The sequence below is a fragment of the Ensifer sp. ENS08 genome, from assembly GCF_014852195.1.
Classification (GTDB): Bacteria; Pseudomonadota; Alphaproteobacteria; order Rhizobiales; family Rhizobiaceae; genus Ensifer; species Ensifer adhaerens.
In genome coordinates this window covers 13,667-31,588 of the sequence record NZ_JACVBF010000010.1, presented here as the reverse complement: position 1 = coordinate 31,588, position 17,922 = coordinate 13,667, and the positions used below count along the sequence as shown (strand labels likewise).

The following is a 17,922-nucleotide window of genomic DNA, read 5'->3' as shown; positions in this document are numbered from 1 at the left end:
GATGTCGGAACAGATCATCCATTTCGAAGACTACGAGCTCGGCCATGAGCGCCTGACGACGGGCCGGACGATCACCGAGACCGATTTCGTCGTCCATGCCGGCCACACCGGCGATTTCTTTCCGCACCACATGGATGCGGAGTTCGCCAAGACCCTGCCGGGCGGCCAGCGCATCGCCCACGGCACCATGATCTTCTCGATCGGCGTCGGCCTTACGGCATCGCTGATCAATCCGGTTGCCTTTTCCTACGGCTATGATCGTCTGCGCTTCGTGCGCCCGGTTCATATCGGCGATACGATCCGTACCCGCGTGACGATCGCCGCCAAAGAGGACGATCCGAAGCGGCCGAAGGCGGGACGCATCGTCGAACGGTTAGAAGTCATCAACCAGCGTGGCGAGGTCGTTCTCGCCGCCGACCATATCCTGGTCGTTGAACGCAAAGCATGAGGGATCGAGAATGACAGCGGATCTTAAAGGCAAGGTCGTCCTGATTACGGCTGCGGCTCAAGGCATCGGCCGCGCTTCGGCTTTGGCCTTTGTGAAGGCCGGCGCAAAGGTGCACGCGACCGATATCAATACCGATGCGCTTGCGGCACTTGCAAAGGAAGCCGACGTCGAAACGCACCGGCTCGACGTTCTCGACACGCAAGCGGTCGAAGCGCTCGTGGCAGAGATCGGCGCCGTCGACGTCCTCTTCAACTGCGCCGGTTTCGTGCATGCCGGTTCGATCCTGGAGATGAAGGATAGCGATCTGGAGTTCGCGCTCGACCTCAACGTCAAGGCGATGATCCGCACCATTCGTGCGGTCCTTCCGGGCATGCTTGTCCGCAAGGACGGCGCGATCATCAACATGGCTTCGGTCGCTTCCAGCATCAAGGGCGTACCCAACCGGTTTGCCTACGGCGTCACCAAGGCCGCCGTCATCGGTCTCACAAAGGCCGTCGCAGCCGATTACGTGTCTGAGGGCGTTCGCTGCAACGCCATTTGCCCGGGCACAGTCGAAAGCCCGTCGCTGCAGGACCGCATGCGCGCCCAGGGAGACTATGAAACTGCGCGTGCCACCTTTATCGCCCGCCAGCCAATGGGACGGCTCGGCACCCCGGAAGAGATCGCCGACCTTGCCGTCCATCTCGCGGGCGCCACCTATACGACCGGCCAGGCCTATGCCATCGATGGCGGCTGGACCATCTGACAACAGACAAGCAGGAAGCAGAGATATGAAACTTCTTCGTTACGGCCTCCCGGGCCAGGAAAAGCCGGGCATCCTCGATGCGAACGGCACCTTGCGTGATCTTTCCGGCCACGTCGCCGATTTCTCAGGTGCGGCGCTCGACCCGGACAAACTCGCCGAACTCGAGGCACTCGATCTCGCCGGCCTTCCGGCTGTCGACGGCAACCAGCGGCTCGGCCCTTGCGTGGCCGGTACCGGCAAGTTCATCTGCATCGGCCTCAACTACTCCGACCATGCCGCCGAGACGGGCGCCACGGTTCCCTCCGAACCGATCATCTTCATGAAGGCGACGTCGGCGATCGTTGGCCCGAATGACGACCTGATCATTCCGCGCGGCTCGGAGAAGACCGACTGGGAAGTGGAACTCGGCGTCGTCATCGGCCGCAAGGCCAAGTACGTCACCGAGGCGGAAGCACTCGACTATGTCGCCGGCTACTGCACCGTGCATGACGTCTCCGAACGCGCCTTCCAGATCGAGCGCCAGGGACAGTGGACCAAGGGCAAGTCCTGCGACACCTTTGGTCCGACAGGCCCGTGGCTGGTGACCAAGGACGAAGTGGCGGACCCGCAGAACCTGCCGATGTGGCTGAAGGTCAACGGCGAAACCATGCAGAACGGCTCGTCGAAGACCATGGTCTATGGCGTTGCCTACCTCGTCTCCTACCTGTCGCAGTTCATGTCGCTGCAGCCGGGCGACATCATCTCGACCGGCACGCCGCCCGGCGTCGGCATGGGCATGAAGCCGCCGCGTTACCTTAAGGCCGGCGACGTCGTCGAACTCGGCATCGAGGGCCTCGGCAGCCAGAAGCAGTCCGTGCGCGCGGACGATTGATCATAAGACTGGAGTGACCATGACCCGCATCACTGATCTGCGCGTCTTCGACCTGCGCTTTCCGACCTCGCAGAGCCTCGACGGTTCCGACGCGATGAACCCGGACCCGGACTATTCCGCGGCCTATGTCATCCTCGACACCGATCGGGAGGGACTTGCGGGCCATGGTCTCACCTTCACCATCGGCCGCGGCAACGACATTTGCTGCATGGCGATCAAGGCCATGCGGCATCTGATCGTCGGCCAGGAGACATCAGACATTCTCGCCCATCCCGGCCGGTTCTGGCGGCACCTGACCAGCGACAGCCAGCTGCGCTGGATCGGTCCGGAGAAAGGTGCGATGCATCTGGCGACCGGCGCCGTCGTCAACGCCGTCTGGGACCTGCTTGCCAAGGAGGCGGGCAAGCCCGTCTGGCGGCTGGTCGCCGACATGTCGCCGGAAGAGATCGCCGACATCGTCGACTACCGCTACATGACGGACGTGCTGACGCGTGACGAGGCGGTCGCCATCCTCAGCAGGGCCGAACCCGGCAAGGCTCAGCGCATCGCGACGCTCGAGAATGAAGGTTATGCCTGCTACACGACATCGGCCGGCTGGCTCGGTTATGACGACGATAAGCTCCGGCGTCTCGCCCAGGAGGCGATCGACGAAGGTTTCAACCACATCAAGATGAAGGTCGGCCGCGACCTTGCCGACGACATCAGGCGACTGACAATCGCGCGCGAGGTGATCGGCCCGGACCGCTACTTGATGATCGACGCCAACCAGGTCTGGGAGGTTGGCGAGGCGATCGACTGGGTCAAGCAGCTTGCCTTTGCCAAGCCGTTCTTCATCGAAGAGCCGACGAGCCCCGACGATGTTGCCGGCCATCGCAAGATCCGCGAGGCGATCGGTCCGGTGAAGGTCGCGACCGGGGAGATGTGCCAGAACCGCATCATGTTCAAGCAGTTCATCGCCGAAGGCGCGATCGATATCGTCCAGATCGACAGTTGCCGCATGGGCGGCCTCAACGAGGTGCTGGCGGTGCTGCTCGTTGCCGCCAAATACGGACTGCCGGTCTGGCCGCATGCCGGCGGCGTCGGCCTTTGCGAATATGTCCAACACCTGTCGATGATCGATTATATTGCCGTATCCGGAACGAAGGATGGTCGCGTCATCGAATATGTCGACCATCTGCACGAACACTTCCTCGACCCCTGCGTGATCGCGAACGCCGCCTATATGCCGCCACAGCGGCCCGGGTTCTCGATCGAGATGAAGCCGCAGTCGATCGCCGACTACAGGTTCGGCGGTTAACGCAGAAGGTTTTATATAAGAATAACGTCTTCAAGATTCAAAAGCCGGAGCGATATAGAGCCGCTCCGGCTTTGTTGTTTCGTCCGATCATCGGTCAATTTCGGCGCCCAGCCCTTGACGTGATGCGTTCATTTATGAATGATCTATTCATTCATTGTGAATTCCGGAGGGGAGTCCGGGAAGAGGAGGAAATTGATGAAGACCTTTGTTCTGGCTGCAGCCGTGGCTGCGCTGTCCTTTTGCGCCGTCGCCAACGCGCAGGAATACAGCCTGAGGTTCTCGACCTCGCAGGTGAATCCGAACGAGCCGATCGTCAAAGCCATGAAAACCTATGCCGAGCGTGTCGGCGAACGTTCGGGTGGCCGCATCGCCATCACGGTCATGACCGGCGACCAGCTCGGCGCGCAGAAGAAGGTCAACGAGATGGTCATGAGCGGCGCAAGTCTGCTCAGCGCCACCGACTATGGCCAGCTCGGCCAGTTCGTCCCGGATCTCTCCATTCTGGCCGGCCCCTATGTCTACCCCGATCTGGCGGCGACCGACCGTCTCTTCGCGTCGGACCTCTACAAGGAGCTCTCGGGCAAGCTTGAGGCGCAGGGCATCAAAATCATCATGCCGAACGGCCTCTTCGGTTATCGCCACATCATCGCCAACAAGCCGGTTCGCTCGCCGGCCGATCTCGCCGGCGTCACCATCCGCGTGCCTTCGTCGCCGATCATGATGGCGACCTTCGGCAATTATGGCGCACGGCCGACCGAACTGCCCTGGGGCGACGTCTACAACGCGCTTCAGACCGGCGTCGTCGATGCGGCCGAAGGCCCCTTCGGTTCGATCGCCGGCGCCAAGCTGAACGAAACCCGCAAGGTCATCTCCAAAACCGGCCACCAGATCATGTTCACCGCCTGGGTGGCATCGAGCCAATTCTTCAACGGCCTGCCGGAAGACCTGCAGAAAATCCTGCTCGAGGAAGGCCAGACGATCGCCAAGGAGCTGACCGAAATGACGCTCGAAACGGATGACGCCTACGCCAAGCAGCTTGCGGCTTCCGGCGTCGAGATCGTCACCGACATCGACATCCCGGCCTTTATCGAAGCCTCGCGCGCTGCCTACGAGAAAGTGCCAAACATCACGCCTGGCGTGTACGACCAGGTGCAAAGGGCGATGGCGCAGTAAGCAGGCAATTGCACGACGCGGCGATAGAGACGCCGCGTCGTGCTGGCGTCGGGCGCGTTCAGGATGCCGCGACAGAAAACCATCAGGCCGGCCCAAGCGCCGGCCCTGTTCCGCCTTTCAAAATGATTGGGGCCATCATGGAAACCTCACCTTCGCCGGAAGAGACCGCTCCTCTCTTCAGCCTGCGGCGCGCCGATGAAGCGGTCGGCGTTGCCGCCCTTCTCGTCATCGTCTTTTCGATCCTCTGGGGTGTCGTCAGCCGCTACATCTTCCCGCAGCCGGCTGCCTGGACCTACGAGCTGGCGATCATGGCTTTTGCCTACCTCGTGTTCTTCGGCGCCGTCGCCGGTGTTCGTCTCGGCACGCATGCGGCGATCGATGTCCTCGTCGCGGCGCTACCCAACGGCTGGCAGCAGGCGATCGCCTGGTTCAACTACCTGCTGCTGGCGCTATTCTTCATCGTCATGACCGTTCTCTTCGGCTGGCAGGCCTGGACTTCGCGGCACGTGCACACGATCGCGATGGATCTGTCTCGCAGCCTTTCCTACGGGCCGCTGGCGCTGGCTTCGGCCGGCATGTTCGTCCAGCACCTGATCGTCGAAAGGCCATGGACCGTTCGCCTGCACCGCAATGTGGAATCGCTGATATGACCCTTTTTCATCTTGCCGGCCCCTCGCTGCTGGTCGTCGTCCTCTTCCTCCTGTCGACGCCGATCACCTGGGCGATGGCGATCGGGGCGCTTGCCTTCTTCTTCATCAACATGGACATGATCCCGCTTGCCAACTTCGCACAGGAGATGGCCGAGGGCAGCCAGTCCGTGTCACTGCTGGCATTGCCGCTCTTCGTGCTTGCCGGCTGCATCATGAATGCATCGGGCATCACCCGGCGCCTGCTGACGCTCGCCGACGTGCTGGTCGGCCACATGACCGGCGCACTGGCGCAGATGTGTACGGTGCTCGGCACGCTTCTCGGCGGCCTGACAGCGTCTGCCAACGCCGACGCTGCGATGCTCGCAAAGACGCTCGGCGTCGAGATGTCGGAACGGGGCTATAGCCGTGCCTTCGCCGCGGTCATCACCTCGTCGGCGGCGATCATTACCAGCCTGATCCCGCCTTCGATCGGTCTCATCGTCTACGGCTTCCTCGCCGAAACCTCGATCGGCCGACTGTTTGCTGCAGGCGTCGTTCCCGGCCTCGTGCTTGCGGCAGGTCTGATGGTCACCACTTATTTCATCGCCCGCAAGCGTGGCTACAAGCCGCTCCGCAAGGAACGCGCCAGCAGGGCGGAGGCGAGCCGGGCGCTGATCGACGGCCTTTGGGCGCTGTCGATCCCGGTCGTCATCTTCGCCGGCACGCGCTACGGCATCTTCACCACCACCGAGGCCGGGGCGGTTGTCGTCGTCTATGTGCTCTTCGTCGCCATCTTCGGATACCGCGAGTTCACCTTCCGGCAAATCCCGGAGGTCCTGGCAGAAGCGGTGCGCGATTCCGCCGTGGTGATGATCATGATCTGCGCGGCCGCCTCCTTCGGCTTTTATCTCGCCTGGGAACAGGTGCCGCAGACCATGTCCGGCTGGCTAGGTGGCGCGACAGACAACCCGCTCCTCATGCTGCTCCTGATCAACGTTCTCCTCATCGTCATCGGCACGGCGATCGAAGGCTCGGCGGCGCTCATCATCCTCACCCCGATGCTGATCCCGATCATCGACGGCGTCGGTATCGACCGGGTGCATTTCGGCGTCGTCTTCATCACCAACCTGACGATCGCCGGCATCACGCCGCCGGTCGGCGGCCTGATGTACATCTCGTCGATGGTGTTGAAGGTACCGATGATGGCCTATGCGCGGGAGGTCCTGCCTTATCTCGCAATGATGATGGTGCTGCTGGTGATGCTCAGCATGTTTCCGCAGCTCTCGCTGTGGCTGCCGAACCTCGTCTACGGAACCGCGGCGGTTCAGTAGCGCGATCCAGAGCGGCTCCGGCGGCCTTTGACTTGGGCGCCGGACTAAGCCCTGGCACGTCGCTCCGACCCACCGTTGCGACAGATCACGAAAATGAATCGATCACCCCGGATCGATTCAAAACTCTCGTTGGACCTATGCGCGCCGATCGCCGAATCTTCGCGCATGACGATCGTTCAGCCCTACCAGATCTATGTCGAGCGAAGGGACGCGGCCAGAAACATGGCGCGCTACTACTCCATGCAGATCTCCATGTCCCTATTGGGCGAGGCGTGCCTGACGCGGCGCTGGGGACGGATCGGAAGTCACGGCCAGATGATGGTGCACCACTTCGCGCGGGAGGAGGAGGCGGTCAAACTCTTCCTCGAGCTAACGCGTAGCAAACGTCAGCGCGGCTATCGTCCGAGGATGTGATCCGGAAAGGTGCGCGACTTCACCGCGGCTTGAAGTCGACCAGAAGCGATTTGAGCTCGATTTCGCGGACGCGCCGCGCCGCTTCATCGGGGCTGACCCAGGCGACCAAACGCTCGCCTTTCTCCTTGTATTTTTCCGCCAGCTTGGTGACTTCGATCTGGAAGATGTCAACGATACAGGGCACCACGTCGCCGTCATCGAGCACCTTTAAGTAGGTGTAGCTGCCAATCGGCTTCTTGCGAACTTTCCCGCGAACACCGGCCTCCTGCAAGGCTTCGATCGCCGCGGCCTCGTGCGGTTCCTTCTGTTTCATCGGCCAGCCTTTTGGAATGAGCCAGCGGCCGCTGTCGCGCGACGTCACCACAAGGATCTCGATCGCGCCGTCAGGCACGTAACGATAGCAAAGTGCTGCACATTGCTGGCGAAACGAACCCGAAAACAGTTTCTCGGGCGAGGCAGCCAGCTTCTGCAACAGCGTCTTCGGTTTTGGTGGTTTCGGCGCCTTTGACTTCTTGATCGCTCTCAAGCTCCTCGATACTTGGCGCCAATTTGCGGACATCTAGGACATCCGCCCCTCATGTCAAAGGAGAAAATGGAAAGAAACGTTCCGGCAAGAGGCTCATGCCTTGGCAGATATTGCGCTCAATTCCTCAAGGTCGAGATCGCGCTCCAGTTCATGCAGCGTTTCATCGTCGATTTCGCCGGCGCGATGAAGCCGGATGAGTTCGCGCCGCCCGGTCGCGACCGCTTCGAGCACGACGTCGAAATGGGCGTGGAGGATCGGCGTGTAATGCTCCGTGCGCGCGGCATAGTCGACGATCGAAACCGCTCGGCGCTGATAGCGGTCCAGCAATTGCGGATGGATGAGATTGCCCGCCGCGTCATAGGCGCGGCTTTGAATGGTGATGAGCTGCGCCTGGGCCATCGCCGCCTCGGCCTGGCTTAGGGTGAGGGGTGCCTTTTCAGAGGAAGGCTCGACGAGCCTCGCCCAGGCGATCACCCGCCCGAGCGTCGTTCCCTGCATCAGCACCGTTCCAAGGATCACGGCAAAGGAGGTTACCAGGATGAAGTCCCGGCCGGGGAAGCCTTCGGGCACGCTCAGCGCAAGCGCGAGCGTTACCACGCCGCGAACGCCGGCCCAGGAAAGCACGGTCGCACCGCGCGCGCCGACCGGCGTGTAGCGCTTGAGCCCCAGCCTGTTGCCAAGCCAGATTGCGAAGTCGGAACCGAACACCCAGAAGAAGCGGGCGACGGTGAGCGCGAAGAGTACCATGAGGATTGGCCATCCCAAGGTCGCTGCAACGGTCTCGAACCCGCCGCCGCGCTCGACCACGCCGCGAAGCGACAGGCCGATCAGGATGAAAACCGCGGCCTCCATCAGGAAGACGATGACGGTCCAGAAGGCGGAGCCGCGCATACGGGTGGCGGCCGAGAGCACGGTGTGCTGGTGCCAACTGGCGACGAGGCCGGTGGTAACTGTCGCGATCACGCCGGAAACATGCAGGAACTCGCCGAGCAGGTAGGACGTCCAGGACAAAAGGGCCGTCGCGGCGATGATCAGGTACTCATCTCCGAGGCGGCGGGCAAGCAGCACCCACGCCGTACCGATGGCGAGGCCGACAAGGGCACCGCCGATCGCCAGCAGGAAGAAGTTGCCGACTGCCTCGCCGGCGCTGAAAGCCCCGGTGACGCCGGCGGCGATCGCGAAGCGGAACAATACCAGTCCGCTTGCGTCGTTGAGCAGGCTTTCGCCTTCGAGCAGGATCTGCAGCCGTCGCGGCAACTGCACGCGCTGCAGCACGGCCCGTGCCGAGACGGCGTCGGGCGGCGAGACGATCGCCCCGAGTGCGGCGCATGCGGCCCAAGGCAGGGACGGGAAGATGAAGTGCGTCACGACGGCAACGACGGCCGCGGTAAAAAACACTGCGCCGATCGCAAGCGAGGCGATGCCGATCAGGTGACGGCGCAGGCGGCCGACCGCGATCGTCCAGGCGCCGTCGAGGAGCAGCGGCGGCAAGAAGATGACGAGCACCAGCTCCGGGTCGACCGCGATGGCCGGCAGCCCCGGCATGAAGGCGAGCATAGCGCCACCGCTAAGAAGCGCCACCGACGGCGGCAGGCCGAGCCGATGCGCGACGTAGTGCAGCGCGATGATCGCGACAAACATGCCGATCACCAGTTCGAACAGATGTATCGGCTCCACCGGTCTCCGCCTCCATCGCTCAATGACGCGGCCCATTACAGAACACGTTTTTTCGAAACGCAATTGCGCGTGCAGCAACAGTGGCGTGGAGCCTTGCCGAAGGTGAAGGGTCGCAGAAAAGAAAAAAGGGCCAGCGGAAGACCGCGGCCCATAAAGGTGTGAAGGTCAAAAACCTCCAGAGGGGAACAGCTGCTGCGGCGGACTGGGAGGAGACCCGCCATGTGCATCAGCTGTGTGCTTTATGCCTGATTTTTGATCAGCTGGAAAACATTTATTGTGCAATGCAGCTATGCATAAACGCAAGACGTGCGCCGCGGTCGTCGGCCGGAACTGCCAAACGGTGCCAAAATGAGCGTTCGTCGGGAGGAGGGGGACGTCGCCAAGGACAGTCGCCCCGGCAGACAATCGGGACCGGCACACGTGCCGGCCCCGATGAGATAGTTGCTACACTAACGGTCGTGAGCTTGACCGCACAGCCATTTTACGACCGCTTTTACGATCGAACAGCCGGCGACCCGACTTCCGGCCTTGTCCGCAGCCGGTCCACAGGTTGTTCACAGGGAAAGGAGGCGCTAACGCGTTGAAACGCAGTTCAGTTTTCCAAACTGTGAGCTACTGCCCCTGAAAAGAATGCACCGTATCAGGTCAGCGATACCTTGCGGGTTTCCGCATCGATCATCGCAGCGGCGATCGCCGCCACAAGCAGCAAGCCTGCAAAGGTGCCGATCGCCAGGCCGAAGCCCTTCGCCACCAGCAATCCGATGAGCGAAGGCGCAAGCAGGCCACCGAGCCGAGCCATGCCGCCGGCCGCCCCCATGCCGGTCGCGCGCGAGGCGGTCGGATAGAGTTCCGGCGTATAGGCATAGAGTGCGCCCCATGTGCCGAGCAGTGCAAAGCTCATGATCAGGAGCGCAGCAGCAACGACCAAGGCCGCATCCGCCACGACGAACAACAGGCAACTGAGGGCGGAGAGCAGGCAGAAACCGACCAGCGTCGGGCGCCGTCCCCACTTCTCGACGCCGTAGGCGGCAAGCGCATAGCCCGGGATCTGCGCCAGAGCGATGAGAACGAGGAACCCATAGCCACGCACGAAGCCGAAGCCTTCTCCCGCAAGCCGCGGCGGCATCCAGGTAAAGACGCCATAGTAGGAGACCGAGACGAGGAACCAGACCGAAAGGATCAGAAGGCTGCGGCGACGCAAGTCCTTCGAAAAGATACTGATATCGGCGGTCGGTACAGGCAGGGCGATCGATACGGTCGGCTCGAGTTGCGGTCGAGCATTGGCTGCCAGCATTCGATCGACGATCGCCTTGGCCGCCTCCGCCTTGCCCGCGCGCAACAGGTAAAGCGGCGATTCCGGCACGAGGAAGCGTAGTCCGACGCCAATGACTGCCGGAATGGCCGTGACGGCAAAGATGTAGCGCCATCCGTCCGTAAGGCCGGCAAGAGCGATGAGCCATGCCGCCAGTGCCACGATCAGCGTGCCCACGGCCCAGAAGCCTTCGAGCATGACCAGCCATCGCCCGCGGCTGCGCGCCGGCAGGAATTCCGACATCATCGCATAATCGACGGGAAGTGTGCCGCCGACCGCAGCGCCGGTGAGGAAGCGCAGGACAAGCAGGACCACGAAATTCGGAGCGAAGATCGACAGAATGCCGAAGACCGCGTCGCAGGCAACGGTTACGAGCAGGACCCGGCGCCGGCCGATCCGATCGGCAAGCCTGCCGAAGCCGACGGCGCCGATCAGCATACCCAGGAAAAACAACGTGCCCGTCTGCAGCGCTTGGGGAACCGTCAGCCCGAATGTTGCGGCAATGGAGGCGGCGGTGAACCCGACGGCGAGCACCTGCATGGCATCGGCCGTCCAAACCAGGCCAAATATGCCCATCAGGCGCCGCTGATAGGGGCCCGTGCCCGCCCGGTCGAGCGCTTCCTGTATCGTGATCGTCGTCATTCGACCCTACCTTGAGATTCGACGTGTGGACACTACGTCGACCGCGCCTGCTTGGATATTGCAGAAATGCCGCAGATGTCCGGCTGAGTGCGGCCGCGAGGATCGACCAATCTTCCAGGCACCTGGCACGGGCCGGCAATTTCGACTTGCGCGACATGCACACGCGTGCAAATATGCACGCGTGTGCAAAAGGGGTTTCGCCGATGAACGATCACAAGCCGCGCTATTCGAACGACCTTTCGGGGCGGGCCCTGTTGTGTCGGGATGTCATCCGCTCTGCCGGCGCTCTGGTGCTCGACGGCTTCAAGGCAAGTGCCGAGCGTGGCTTTTCCCTAAAGGGCCCGCAGGATTTTCTGACGGAAACCGATGCGGCCTCCGAGGCCCATATTCGCGACGCAATTGCCACCCATTTTCCGGCCGATGCGTTCCTGGGCGAGGAGGGCGGCGGGACCGTTGCCGATCGCGTCTGGGTCGTCGATCCCGTCGACGGCACGGCAAACTTCGCGCGCGGAATCCCGCACTTCTGCATCTCCATAACCTATGTCGAACACGGACACGCAGAGATCGGCGCAATCTACAATCCGGCCCACGACGAACTTTATTTCTGCCGCCGGGGAGAAGGTGCAACGCTCAACGGCAAGGTCATCACGGTCTCGTCGACGGCGACCTTCGATGCCGCGTCGGTCGAAATGGGCTGGTCGCGGCGGGTGCCGGACGAGACCTATCTGGAGACGATGCGGCAGATGCTGGAGAAGGGCGCCAATGTGCGGCGCGGCGCTTCGGGGGCACTTGCGCTCGCTTACGTCGCCGATGGGCGCTCGGACGCCTATGTTGAGCTGCACATGAACTCGTGGGATTGCCTTGCCGGACTGTTGCTCGTTGCCGAGGCGGGCGGCGCCGTGTGTCCCTTCATGGAAATAGGCAGCGTGCTCGACGGCGGGCCGGTGCTCGCATCGACGCCGGCGATTGCCGGCGGCGTAAGTGTGGCTTCAGGCATCCCGGTCCAAAAAAGGGAGCAAGCCGCCAGGCTCCAGCTGGCCTGAAACCGCGGTAGCCTGAACACGCATGCCACCCGTTCGCATACACAAGGGGAAATCCAATGGACGCACCGGTCTACACCCGGCCCGCTATCAGTCTGATCGCCAGAGAACTCGGGCCCCACAGCGCCGATCTCTATATCGGCGGCAGTGACGGCGCGCGTGACCTGGACCTGCTCAAGCGTCACGGGATCTCCATTGTCGTCAATTGCGCGATCAACCTGGACATCAACCTCGTGCGCGAAGAAGAAGTCAGCATCAATGATGATCTTTGTGCAAGCGGCTATGCGGCCGTCCGCTATTACAAGCTCGGCATGATCGACGGTGATGGCAGCCCCGACACGATGATGCTCGGTGCCTATTACATTCTCGACGGTGCGCTACGCCAGACGATGCCGAAGCGCGCAACCTACCCCTTCGCCGATGGCGGCAACATCCTCGTCAATTGCCGCGGCGGACGCAGCCGCTCGGTGTCGCTGGTGGCGCTGTTCCTGCACAAGCAGCAGCCGCATCTGTTTCCCACACTCGACGCGGCCGTCGCCCACATCCGCGAGCATCGCGAACTGCGGCCGGATGAATGGTTCGAGACGCCGAAGCCCATGCTCTATGAGGCAGCGCGCCGCGCTTCGGCCTGGATCGACCTCGTCGAGGCCTCCCGTCTGGAGGTGAAGGCCGATGTCTGATTTGCCTCGGATCGCCATCATCGCCGACGCCCATTTCCATGATCTTGAAGGCGATTTCGAGTTCCCGCGGATAGAGATCGACGGCGAAAAACTGGCCGTCAGAAGCTGGGCCGACACGCGCGAATCCACCCGCGTCTTCAACGAAAGTGCCAAAGCGCTGGACGAGGCCTTGGCGGAGGTCGCGCGCCGCGGCATCCGTCACGTCGTCCTTTTGGGCGACTACACGGACGACGGGCAAAGACAGACAACGGCGCGCGTGCGCACCATTCTTGATGGGCACGAGAGCGCCCATGGCACGCGCTTTTATGCGCTTCCGGGCAACCACGACATCTTCGGGCCCAAGGGGCGACACCACACCAAACAATTTCTTGATCGGAACGACGTGAGGGTCCTCGTCACGAGCGACATAGGAAAGGCAGCCCCCGGCAGCCACGCAACGCCGCGCATGTATTGCGAGGGATATCCGACGGGCCTTGCCCCCGTGGCTACCCATGGGTACTTCCGACGGCCGGACTATCTTCATTGGGAAACCCCGTTCGGGGCGTCTGACCGCGTCGAGGATCGGCTCTACCCGGTCTCGTCTCCGGACGGCCGGAATTGCTACCGGCTGATGGATGCCTCCTATCTGGTCGAGCCCGAGCCGGGTCTCTGGCTGCTGATGATCGACGCCAACGTCTTCGAACCACGCGACGGCCTGTTTGAGGAGGGTGATGAAGCCGCTTTCGTCGACAGCACCGGCGCGGGCTGGAACGCGCTTATCAGGCTGAAACCGTTCATCGTCGACTGGATTGCCGACGTGTCCGCGCGCGCAACGAAACTCGGAAAAACGCTGCTCGCATTCTCGCATTATCCGGTGCTCGATCCCTTCGATGGCGCAACGGGAGCCGAAAGCGTTCTCTTCGGCGAGACCAATATTGCCCGCAGGACACCACAGCAGGCGGTCGCAGATGCACTGATGACCGCCGGCATGACGCTGCATTTTAGCGGGCACCTGCATGTCGAAGGCGTTACGCGCCGCGCGGGCGGCTGCCGCTCGCTGATCAATGTCGCCGTGCCGTCGCTCGTGGCCTTTCCGCCGGGCTTCAAGATCGTCGAACCGTCTCAATCGGCGTCGTCCATCGAAACCGTCGAACTGTCCGCGATGGCCGTCGATCCACGCGTGCTGCGCGCCTATCGTCGCGAAGCGGCGCGAGCCGGCGAATATCCGGACCCAGCCTTTGCCGCGGCGGATTACGGTTCCTTCCTGCAGGCACACAAGCGTGCCCTGGTCCAGCATCGCTATTTTCCGAAGGAATGGCCCGGAGATGTCGTCAACGAAATATCCGGGCTTTCGATCGCTGCCGTCTGCAAGTTGATGCCCGACGCCGGCGCCATGACGAGCGCTTCCGGGCAAGGAGCGATCGCCATCTCTGAGGACGCCGCCAGCCTCGACATGATCGAGGTGATCGCCGATTGGTATTGCCTGCGCCAGGCCGGCGTCCTTGCGCTTGACAAGATACCTGAGCGGCGGCGCGCGCTTTATCGCCTGCTCGCCAAACACTTCGGCCGTCCGCCCGGGACCGGCTGGGACGGATCGACATCAGGCTTCCTAGCGATCTTCTTCGGGGCCTTCGACGCCTTCCTCGATCGTGCCGAAGCGGGAAGCCTACACATCCGCATCGAGAGCACCTCCGACACGGAAGAGGCTGCCTGACCATGGACCAGTTGCTCTCCACGGCCTCTTCCTCCGCGCCGCCGGCGACTTTCATCGAGTTGCGGGAATCTTGCCGTCTGGGCCGACGTCATCTGAAGGGTGGGCGCCTGGAAGTGGCCAAGTTCGTGCTTGCCCATCCGTACGACGTCGCCTTTGCGAGCGCACGGGAAGTGGCCGTGCGCAGCGGTGTCTCGACGACGACAGTCATGCGGCTCGTCAGCGACCTCGGCTTTGAGACCTATGCATCCTTTCAGCAACTCTTTCGAGCGGAGTTGCTGCGCGGCCGGCAATAAGCATTGGGGAGGGGGCCATGAGCACTGCGATCGTCAGCATCAACCTCTTCGGCGCGGTGGCGCTCCTCCTGTTCGGCCTTGGTCAGGTTCGCGACGGCATGCAACGCGCTTTTGGTGCCCGTCTGAAAGTCGGACTGGCGGCCGGGACGCGTGACGGTCTTCGTTCGTTTTTCAGTGGCCTCGTCGCAACCATCGCCCTCCAGAGCTCCACCGCCACCGCTCTCATGGTCGCGTCCTTCGTCGAGCGTGATCTCATCGTGCCGCGCATGGCGCAGATCGTGCTGCTCGGCGCCAACGTCGGCACGGCGATGACGGCCTGGATCGTGGCTTTGGGGCTCGGCTGGCTCTCACCGCTCTTGCTGCTTTGCGGTTTCGTTGTCGGGCGCGGCAGCTCGAGCACGCGCAAGGGATCAGGCGCAGCGCTCGTCGGCATCGGGCTGATGTTGCTGTCGCTGCATCTGATTGGCGGTGCGACCGAACCGCTGCGGACCTCTGCCGCCCTTTCGGCTTTCTTCGGGATGCTCGACAATGCCTGGCCGGTGGCGCTCGTCATCTCGGCAGGACTCGCAGCGCTCGCGTCATCGAGCCTGGCAGTCGTTGTGCTGATCCTGTCTCTTGCAACATCCGCCAGCCTTTCGACCGGCCCGCTCATCGCCCTCGTTCTGGGAGCCAATCTCGGCGGTGCTGTGCCCCCGGTTCTAGCCACATTCAAGGCTGCGGCGAGCGCCAGGCGGGTTGCCCTTGGCAACCTGATCGTGCGTGCCGTCGGCTGCCTGGCCGCTCTGGCGCTCGCCGGGTACATCGCCCCGCATATCGACTGGCCGCCTGTCTCACGCGGCAATCTGCCGGTTGATGTGCATCTCGCCTTCAATCTCGCACTGGCGCTTCTGGCGGCCCCCCTCGCTCGGCCTCTATCCCGCCTGACCATGCGCCTGTTGCCGGACGAGCCAAAGGCGACGGACGGCCCGCTTTTCCTGGAACAGAACGATCTCGGCACGCCGGTCGCAGCGCTTGCCGGCGCAAGTCGGGAAGTGCTCGGTGTCGGCGACCTGGTCGAGCGCATGCTGGTCGAAGCAAACGACGCCCTGCAGCAGACGGACCCTTCCAGGCTTGCTGCGATCAGCACGCTTGAAGGGCGCGTGGATCGCGTGCAACACGAGATCAAGGTTTACGTCTCGCGCGTCGGCCAGTCCGAAATCGCCGAGGAACAGCGCCGCCACGCCATGGATATCGTCGACTATGCCATCAACCTCGAGCATATCGGCGACATCATCGAGAAGGGGCTCCTTGCCGAACTTGCAAAGAAGATCGCCCGCGGCCTGGCTTTCTCCTCCGATGGCCACGAGGAACTGTCGCGTCTCTTCGCCATCACGATCGACAATCTGCGCATGGCCCAGGCCGTGTTTGCCACGCGTGACAACGCGATGGCGCGGCGCCTGGTAGAAGCCAAGGAAGATGTCCGCAGGCTGGAGCGGCAGTCGGCTGAGCGGCATCTGCAGCGCCTGCGCGATGGCCGCGCCGAAAGCATCGAAACCAGCTCGCTCCATCTCGACATGCTGCGCGATCTCAAACGCATCAACGCACACATCGCAACCGTCGCGCACCCCATCCTAGATCAGAGCGGGTTGTTGATCGACAGCCGTATCCGGCCGGCGGCCACTTGAGCATTCCGGTCTAGCGTCGGGCGGTCTTGCGCTCGACCATCGTGACGGGAACGACCTGAAGTCGCGTTTCCATCTCGTCGGCTTCCAGCGCTTCGAGAACATGCTCCGTCAGAGCGGAGAAGGACTGCGCAACGGTGGTGAGTTCGTAACTCTTCCACCCTGCCTGCGGAATATCGTCGAAGCCGACGACGGAAAGATCGGCCGGCACGCGGCGGTGCATTTCGGTGCGGGCAGCGTCGAGAAAGCCGAGAGCCAAGAGATCGGTAACGCAAAACGCGCCGTCGATCGCCTCGTCGACGAGCACTTCGCAGCCAGCCTGGTAACCGCTTTCATAACTCGTGGTACCGCCCGACCAGGCGACCACCTCGACCCCGGCGGTCGCCATTTTCTTTTTGAACGCAGTGGTGCGGCGCACCTGAGCAGGGGTTTGGCTGCCACTCGAGATCACCGCAACCTTCTTGCAGCCCGCCTCGATCAGGCGCAGTGCTGCAAGGTCCGCACCGCGGGAATCGTCGCTCAGCACCATGCTGGTATCGGTGCGATCGATTTTCTGGTTGATCAGGATCAGGCGCACGCCGTTGGCAATGCACTGGTCGACGATCGATTCCGGCGGCTCTCCGGAAAGAACGATGATCGCTTGCGCCCGGAACTCGAACAGTAGCTCGATCAGCGGCGCGATATCCTTTCGCGCATCCGCGGCATTGAGTAACAGGCATTGGAGACCGCGACGCAACAGGCCGATGCTCAAGAGATCGAGCTGTTTTGCATGGAAGGGTGCGCTGAGATTGGCACCGACGACCCCGATGAGATTGGAGCGGTCGTTGTTCAGTCCCTGCGCCAGCCGGTTGACCCGGTAACCGAGCTCCCGGGCGGCTTTGAGAACCTTGCGCCGCACAGCCTGGGATACACTGGCTCCGGGCGTAAAGGTTCGCGAGACCGCCGAGCGTGAGACGCCCGCGCGTTTTGCAACCTCTTCGGCCGTCACAAAGCCCCTCGCCATGCCTTTCTCCTGCAGAATCAGATGCTTTTCATCAGGGCCACAAAAGCAGGCCCATTCCAACGAAAAAGTTCGAGCCTACCCGCTCGGTGAACCAGCCGCTGATGCCGCTGAACGGTCGCCATCGCTCCGTCTATGGCGGCTGTTTCTCCCCGCTGAAGTCATTCGCCCAACCTCAATGATCACGTGTTCCAAAAGTAATACATCATTGTCACAAAAGAGTCATCAAAAACAATGGCTTATATCATTGCGCACGTGTGCATTTTTTTGTTGACAACGGCGCCTCGCCATTGGATCATACGTTCCATAGACAGAGCTGGATTGGAATTTTTGTTCTGTCCATGTTCGTGGTGATGGCGGCGCGGTTGAGGAGCTTGCGCCGACATCTGGCAAGCGCTTGCGCCTGCCCTGCGAACGGGGAGGATTGAGTAACCGACAGCCGCGCCTTTTGCGTCATTGAGCGGCTTCTTGCGTAGGTCAGCGCCACGCC

17 protein-coding genes are annotated in these 17,922 nt (G+C 62.4%); 13 read left to right on the top strand and 4 right to left on the bottom strand.

Translation table 11 applies throughout. The features are described 5' to 3' along the window. Position 1 precedes the first annotated feature (1 nt). From IB272_RS20780 to IB272_RS20745, 8 genes are all read left to right on the top strand, one after another. Positions 2-448 (top strand): MaoC/PaaZ C-terminal domain-containing protein, encoded by a 447-nt coding sequence (locus IB272_RS20780; RefSeq protein WP_034796420.1) that lies wholly within the window; start codon positions 2-4, stop codon positions 446-448. Positions 449-458: 10 nt separating this feature from the next. Next, the gene (locus tag IB272_RS20775) at positions 459-1,193 is read left to right on the top strand and encodes an SDR family oxidoreductase (protein ID WP_090298592.1); all 735 of its coding nucleotides are present in this window, start codon (positions 459-461) and stop codon (positions 1,191-1,193) included. 25 nt (positions 1,194-1,218) lie between these two features. After that, complete coding sequence (locus IB272_RS20770; protein ID WP_034796416.1) at positions 1,219-2,064, top strand: fumarylacetoacetate hydrolase family protein; 846 nt, start codon at positions 1,219-1,221, stop codon at positions 2,062-2,064. 19 nt (positions 2,065-2,083) lie between these two features. Next, entirely contained in the window at positions 2,084-3,361 is a 1,278-nt protein-coding gene (locus IB272_RS20765; RefSeq protein WP_089045104.1) for an L-fuconate dehydratase, read from the top strand. Positions 3,362-3,556: 195 nt separating this feature from the next. Next, complete coding sequence (locus IB272_RS20760; RefSeq protein ID WP_060517914.1) at positions 3,557-4,534, top strand: C4-dicarboxylate TRAP transporter substrate-binding protein; 978 nt, start codon at positions 3,557-3,559, stop codon at positions 4,532-4,534. A gap of 137 nt (positions 4,535-4,671) precedes the next feature. Further along, positions 4,672-5,184, top strand: coding sequence for a TRAP transporter small permease (locus tag IB272_RS20755; RefSeq protein ID WP_060518088.1), 513 nt, complete (start codon positions 4,672-4,674; stop codon positions 5,182-5,184). Then, positions 5,181-6,494 (top strand): TRAP transporter large permease, encoded by a 1,314-nt coding sequence (locus IB272_RS20750; RefSeq protein WP_192444904.1) that lies wholly within the window; start codon positions 5,181-5,183, stop codon positions 6,492-6,494. The genes IB272_RS20755 and IB272_RS20750 overlap by 4 nt, the downstream gene beginning before the upstream one ends. A gap of 165 nt (positions 6,495-6,659) precedes the next feature. Then, positions 6,660-6,908: a WGR domain-containing protein gene (locus IB272_RS20745; protein WP_034796529.1), complete on the top strand. Its 249-nt coding sequence runs from the start codon at positions 6,660-6,662 to the stop codon at positions 6,906-6,908. A 19-nt stretch (positions 6,909-6,927) separates the two neighbouring features. Here IB272_RS20745 and IB272_RS20740 read toward each other — a convergent pair whose 3' ends face one another. The 3 genes from IB272_RS20740 to IB272_RS20730 all read right to left on the bottom strand — a co-directional run bounded on the left by IB272_RS20740 (position 6,928) and on the right by IB272_RS20730 (position 11,065). Then, complete coding sequence (locus tag IB272_RS20740; RefSeq protein ID WP_060517910.1) at positions 6,928-7,434, bottom strand: NUDIX hydrolase; 507 nt, start codon at positions 7,432-7,434, stop codon at positions 6,928-6,930. Between the two features lie 93 nt (positions 7,435-7,527). After that, positions 7,528-9,111: a Na+/H+ antiporter gene (locus IB272_RS20735; protein ID WP_113080542.1), complete on the bottom strand. Its 1,584-nt coding sequence runs from the start codon at positions 9,109-9,111 to the stop codon at positions 7,528-7,530. 640 nt (positions 9,112-9,751) lie between these two features. Continuing rightward, on the bottom strand, positions 9,752-11,065 hold the full coding sequence (locus IB272_RS20730) for an MFS transporter (protein WP_060517906.1): 1,314 nt from the start codon (positions 11,063-11,065) through the stop codon (positions 9,752-9,754). Positions 11,066-11,268: 203 nt separating this feature from the next. On the opposite strand from IB272_RS20730, the gene IB272_RS20725 reads away from it, so the two are divergent. The 5 genes from IB272_RS20725 to IB272_RS20705 are packed head-to-tail and all read left to right on the top strand — an operon-like array spanning position 11,269 to position 16,435. Next, on the top strand, positions 11,269-12,108 hold the full coding sequence (locus tag IB272_RS20725; RefSeq protein ID WP_192444902.1) for an inositol monophosphatase: 840 nt from the start codon (positions 11,269-11,271) through the stop codon (positions 12,106-12,108). Between the two features lie 56 nt (positions 12,109-12,164). Then, positions 12,165-12,785, top strand: a complete 621-nt coding sequence (locus tag IB272_RS20720) for a dual specificity protein phosphatase (protein WP_029742776.1) — start codon at positions 12,165-12,167, stop codon at positions 12,783-12,785. Next, positions 12,778-14,478 carry a metallophosphoesterase gene (locus IB272_RS20715; protein WP_192444900.1) on the top strand — a complete coding sequence of 567 codons (1,701 nt, stop codon included), beginning with the start codon at positions 12,778-12,780 and terminating at the stop codon, positions 14,476-14,478. The genes IB272_RS20720 and IB272_RS20715 overlap by 8 nt, the downstream gene beginning before the upstream one ends. A gap of 2 nt (positions 14,479-14,480) precedes the next feature. Next, positions 14,481-14,771, top strand: coding sequence for a MurR/RpiR family transcriptional regulator (locus IB272_RS20710; RefSeq protein ID WP_049810991.1), 291 nt, complete (start codon positions 14,481-14,483; stop codon positions 14,769-14,771). Between the two features lie 17 nt (positions 14,772-14,788). After that, the gene (locus IB272_RS20705) at positions 14,789-16,435 is read left to right on the top strand and encodes a Na/Pi cotransporter family protein (protein WP_113188238.1); all 1,647 of its coding nucleotides are present in this window, start codon (positions 14,789-14,791) and stop codon (positions 16,433-16,435) included. A gap of 10 nt (positions 16,436-16,445) precedes the next feature. Here the strand turns inward: IB272_RS20705 and IB272_RS20700 are convergent, their stop codons facing one another. Continuing rightward, positions 16,446-17,435 carry a LacI family DNA-binding transcriptional regulator gene (locus tag IB272_RS20700; RefSeq protein ID WP_034796399.1) on the bottom strand — a complete coding sequence of 330 codons (990 nt, stop codon included), beginning with the start codon at positions 17,433-17,435 and terminating at the stop codon, positions 16,446-16,448. Positions 17,436-17,922 lie beyond the last annotated feature (487 nt).

Excerpts from the sequence above, each read along its gene's own strand:
- IB272_RS20780 (WP_034796420.1), top strand. The coding sequence starts at position 2 with ATGTCGGAACAGATCATCCATTTCGAAGACTACGAGCTCGGCCATGAG.
- IB272_RS20775 (WP_090298592.1), top strand. The coding sequence starts at position 459 with ATGACAGCGGATCTTAAAGGCAAGGTCGTCCTGATTACGGCTGCGGCT.
- IB272_RS20770 (WP_034796416.1), top strand. The coding sequence starts at position 1,219 with ATGAAACTTCTTCGTTACGGCCTCCCGGGCCAGGAAAAGCCGGGCATC.
- IB272_RS20765 (WP_089045104.1), top strand. The coding sequence starts at position 2,084 with ATGACCCGCATCACTGATCTGCGCGTCTTCGACCTGCGCTTTCCGACC.
- IB272_RS20760 (WP_060517914.1), top strand. The coding sequence starts at position 3,557 with ATGAAGACCTTTGTTCTGGCTGCAGCCGTGGCTGCGCTGTCCTTTTGC.
- IB272_RS20755 (WP_060518088.1), top strand. The coding sequence starts at position 4,672 with ATGGAAACCTCACCTTCGCCGGAAGAGACCGCTCCTCTCTTCAGCCTG.
- IB272_RS20750 (WP_192444904.1), top strand. The coding sequence starts at position 5,181 with ATGACCCTTTTTCATCTTGCCGGCCCCTCGCTGCTGGTCGTCGTCCTC.
- IB272_RS20745 (WP_034796529.1), top strand. The coding sequence starts at position 6,660 with ATGACGATCGTTCAGCCCTACCAGATCTATGTCGAGCGAAGGGACGCG.
- IB272_RS20730 (WP_060517906.1), bottom strand. The coding sequence starts at position 11,065 with ATGACGACGATCACGATACAGGAAGCGCTCGACCGGGCGGGCACGGGC.
- IB272_RS20725 (WP_192444902.1), top strand. The coding sequence starts at position 11,269 with ATGAACGATCACAAGCCGCGCTATTCGAACGACCTTTCGGGGCGGGCC.
- IB272_RS20720 (WP_029742776.1), top strand. The coding sequence starts at position 12,165 with ATGGACGCACCGGTCTACACCCGGCCCGCTATCAGTCTGATCGCCAGA.
- IB272_RS20715 (WP_192444900.1), top strand. The coding sequence starts at position 12,778 with ATGTCTGATTTGCCTCGGATCGCCATCATCGCCGACGCCCATTTCCAT.
- IB272_RS20710 (WP_049810991.1), top strand. The coding sequence starts at position 14,481 with ATGGACCAGTTGCTCTCCACGGCCTCTTCCTCCGCGCCGCCGGCGACT.
- IB272_RS20705 (WP_113188238.1), top strand. The coding sequence starts at position 14,789 with ATGAGCACTGCGATCGTCAGCATCAACCTCTTCGGCGCGGTGGCGCTC.
- IB272_RS20700 (WP_034796399.1), bottom strand. The coding sequence starts at position 17,435 with ATGGCGAGGGGCTTTGTGACGGCCGAAGAGGTTGCAAAACGCGCGGGC.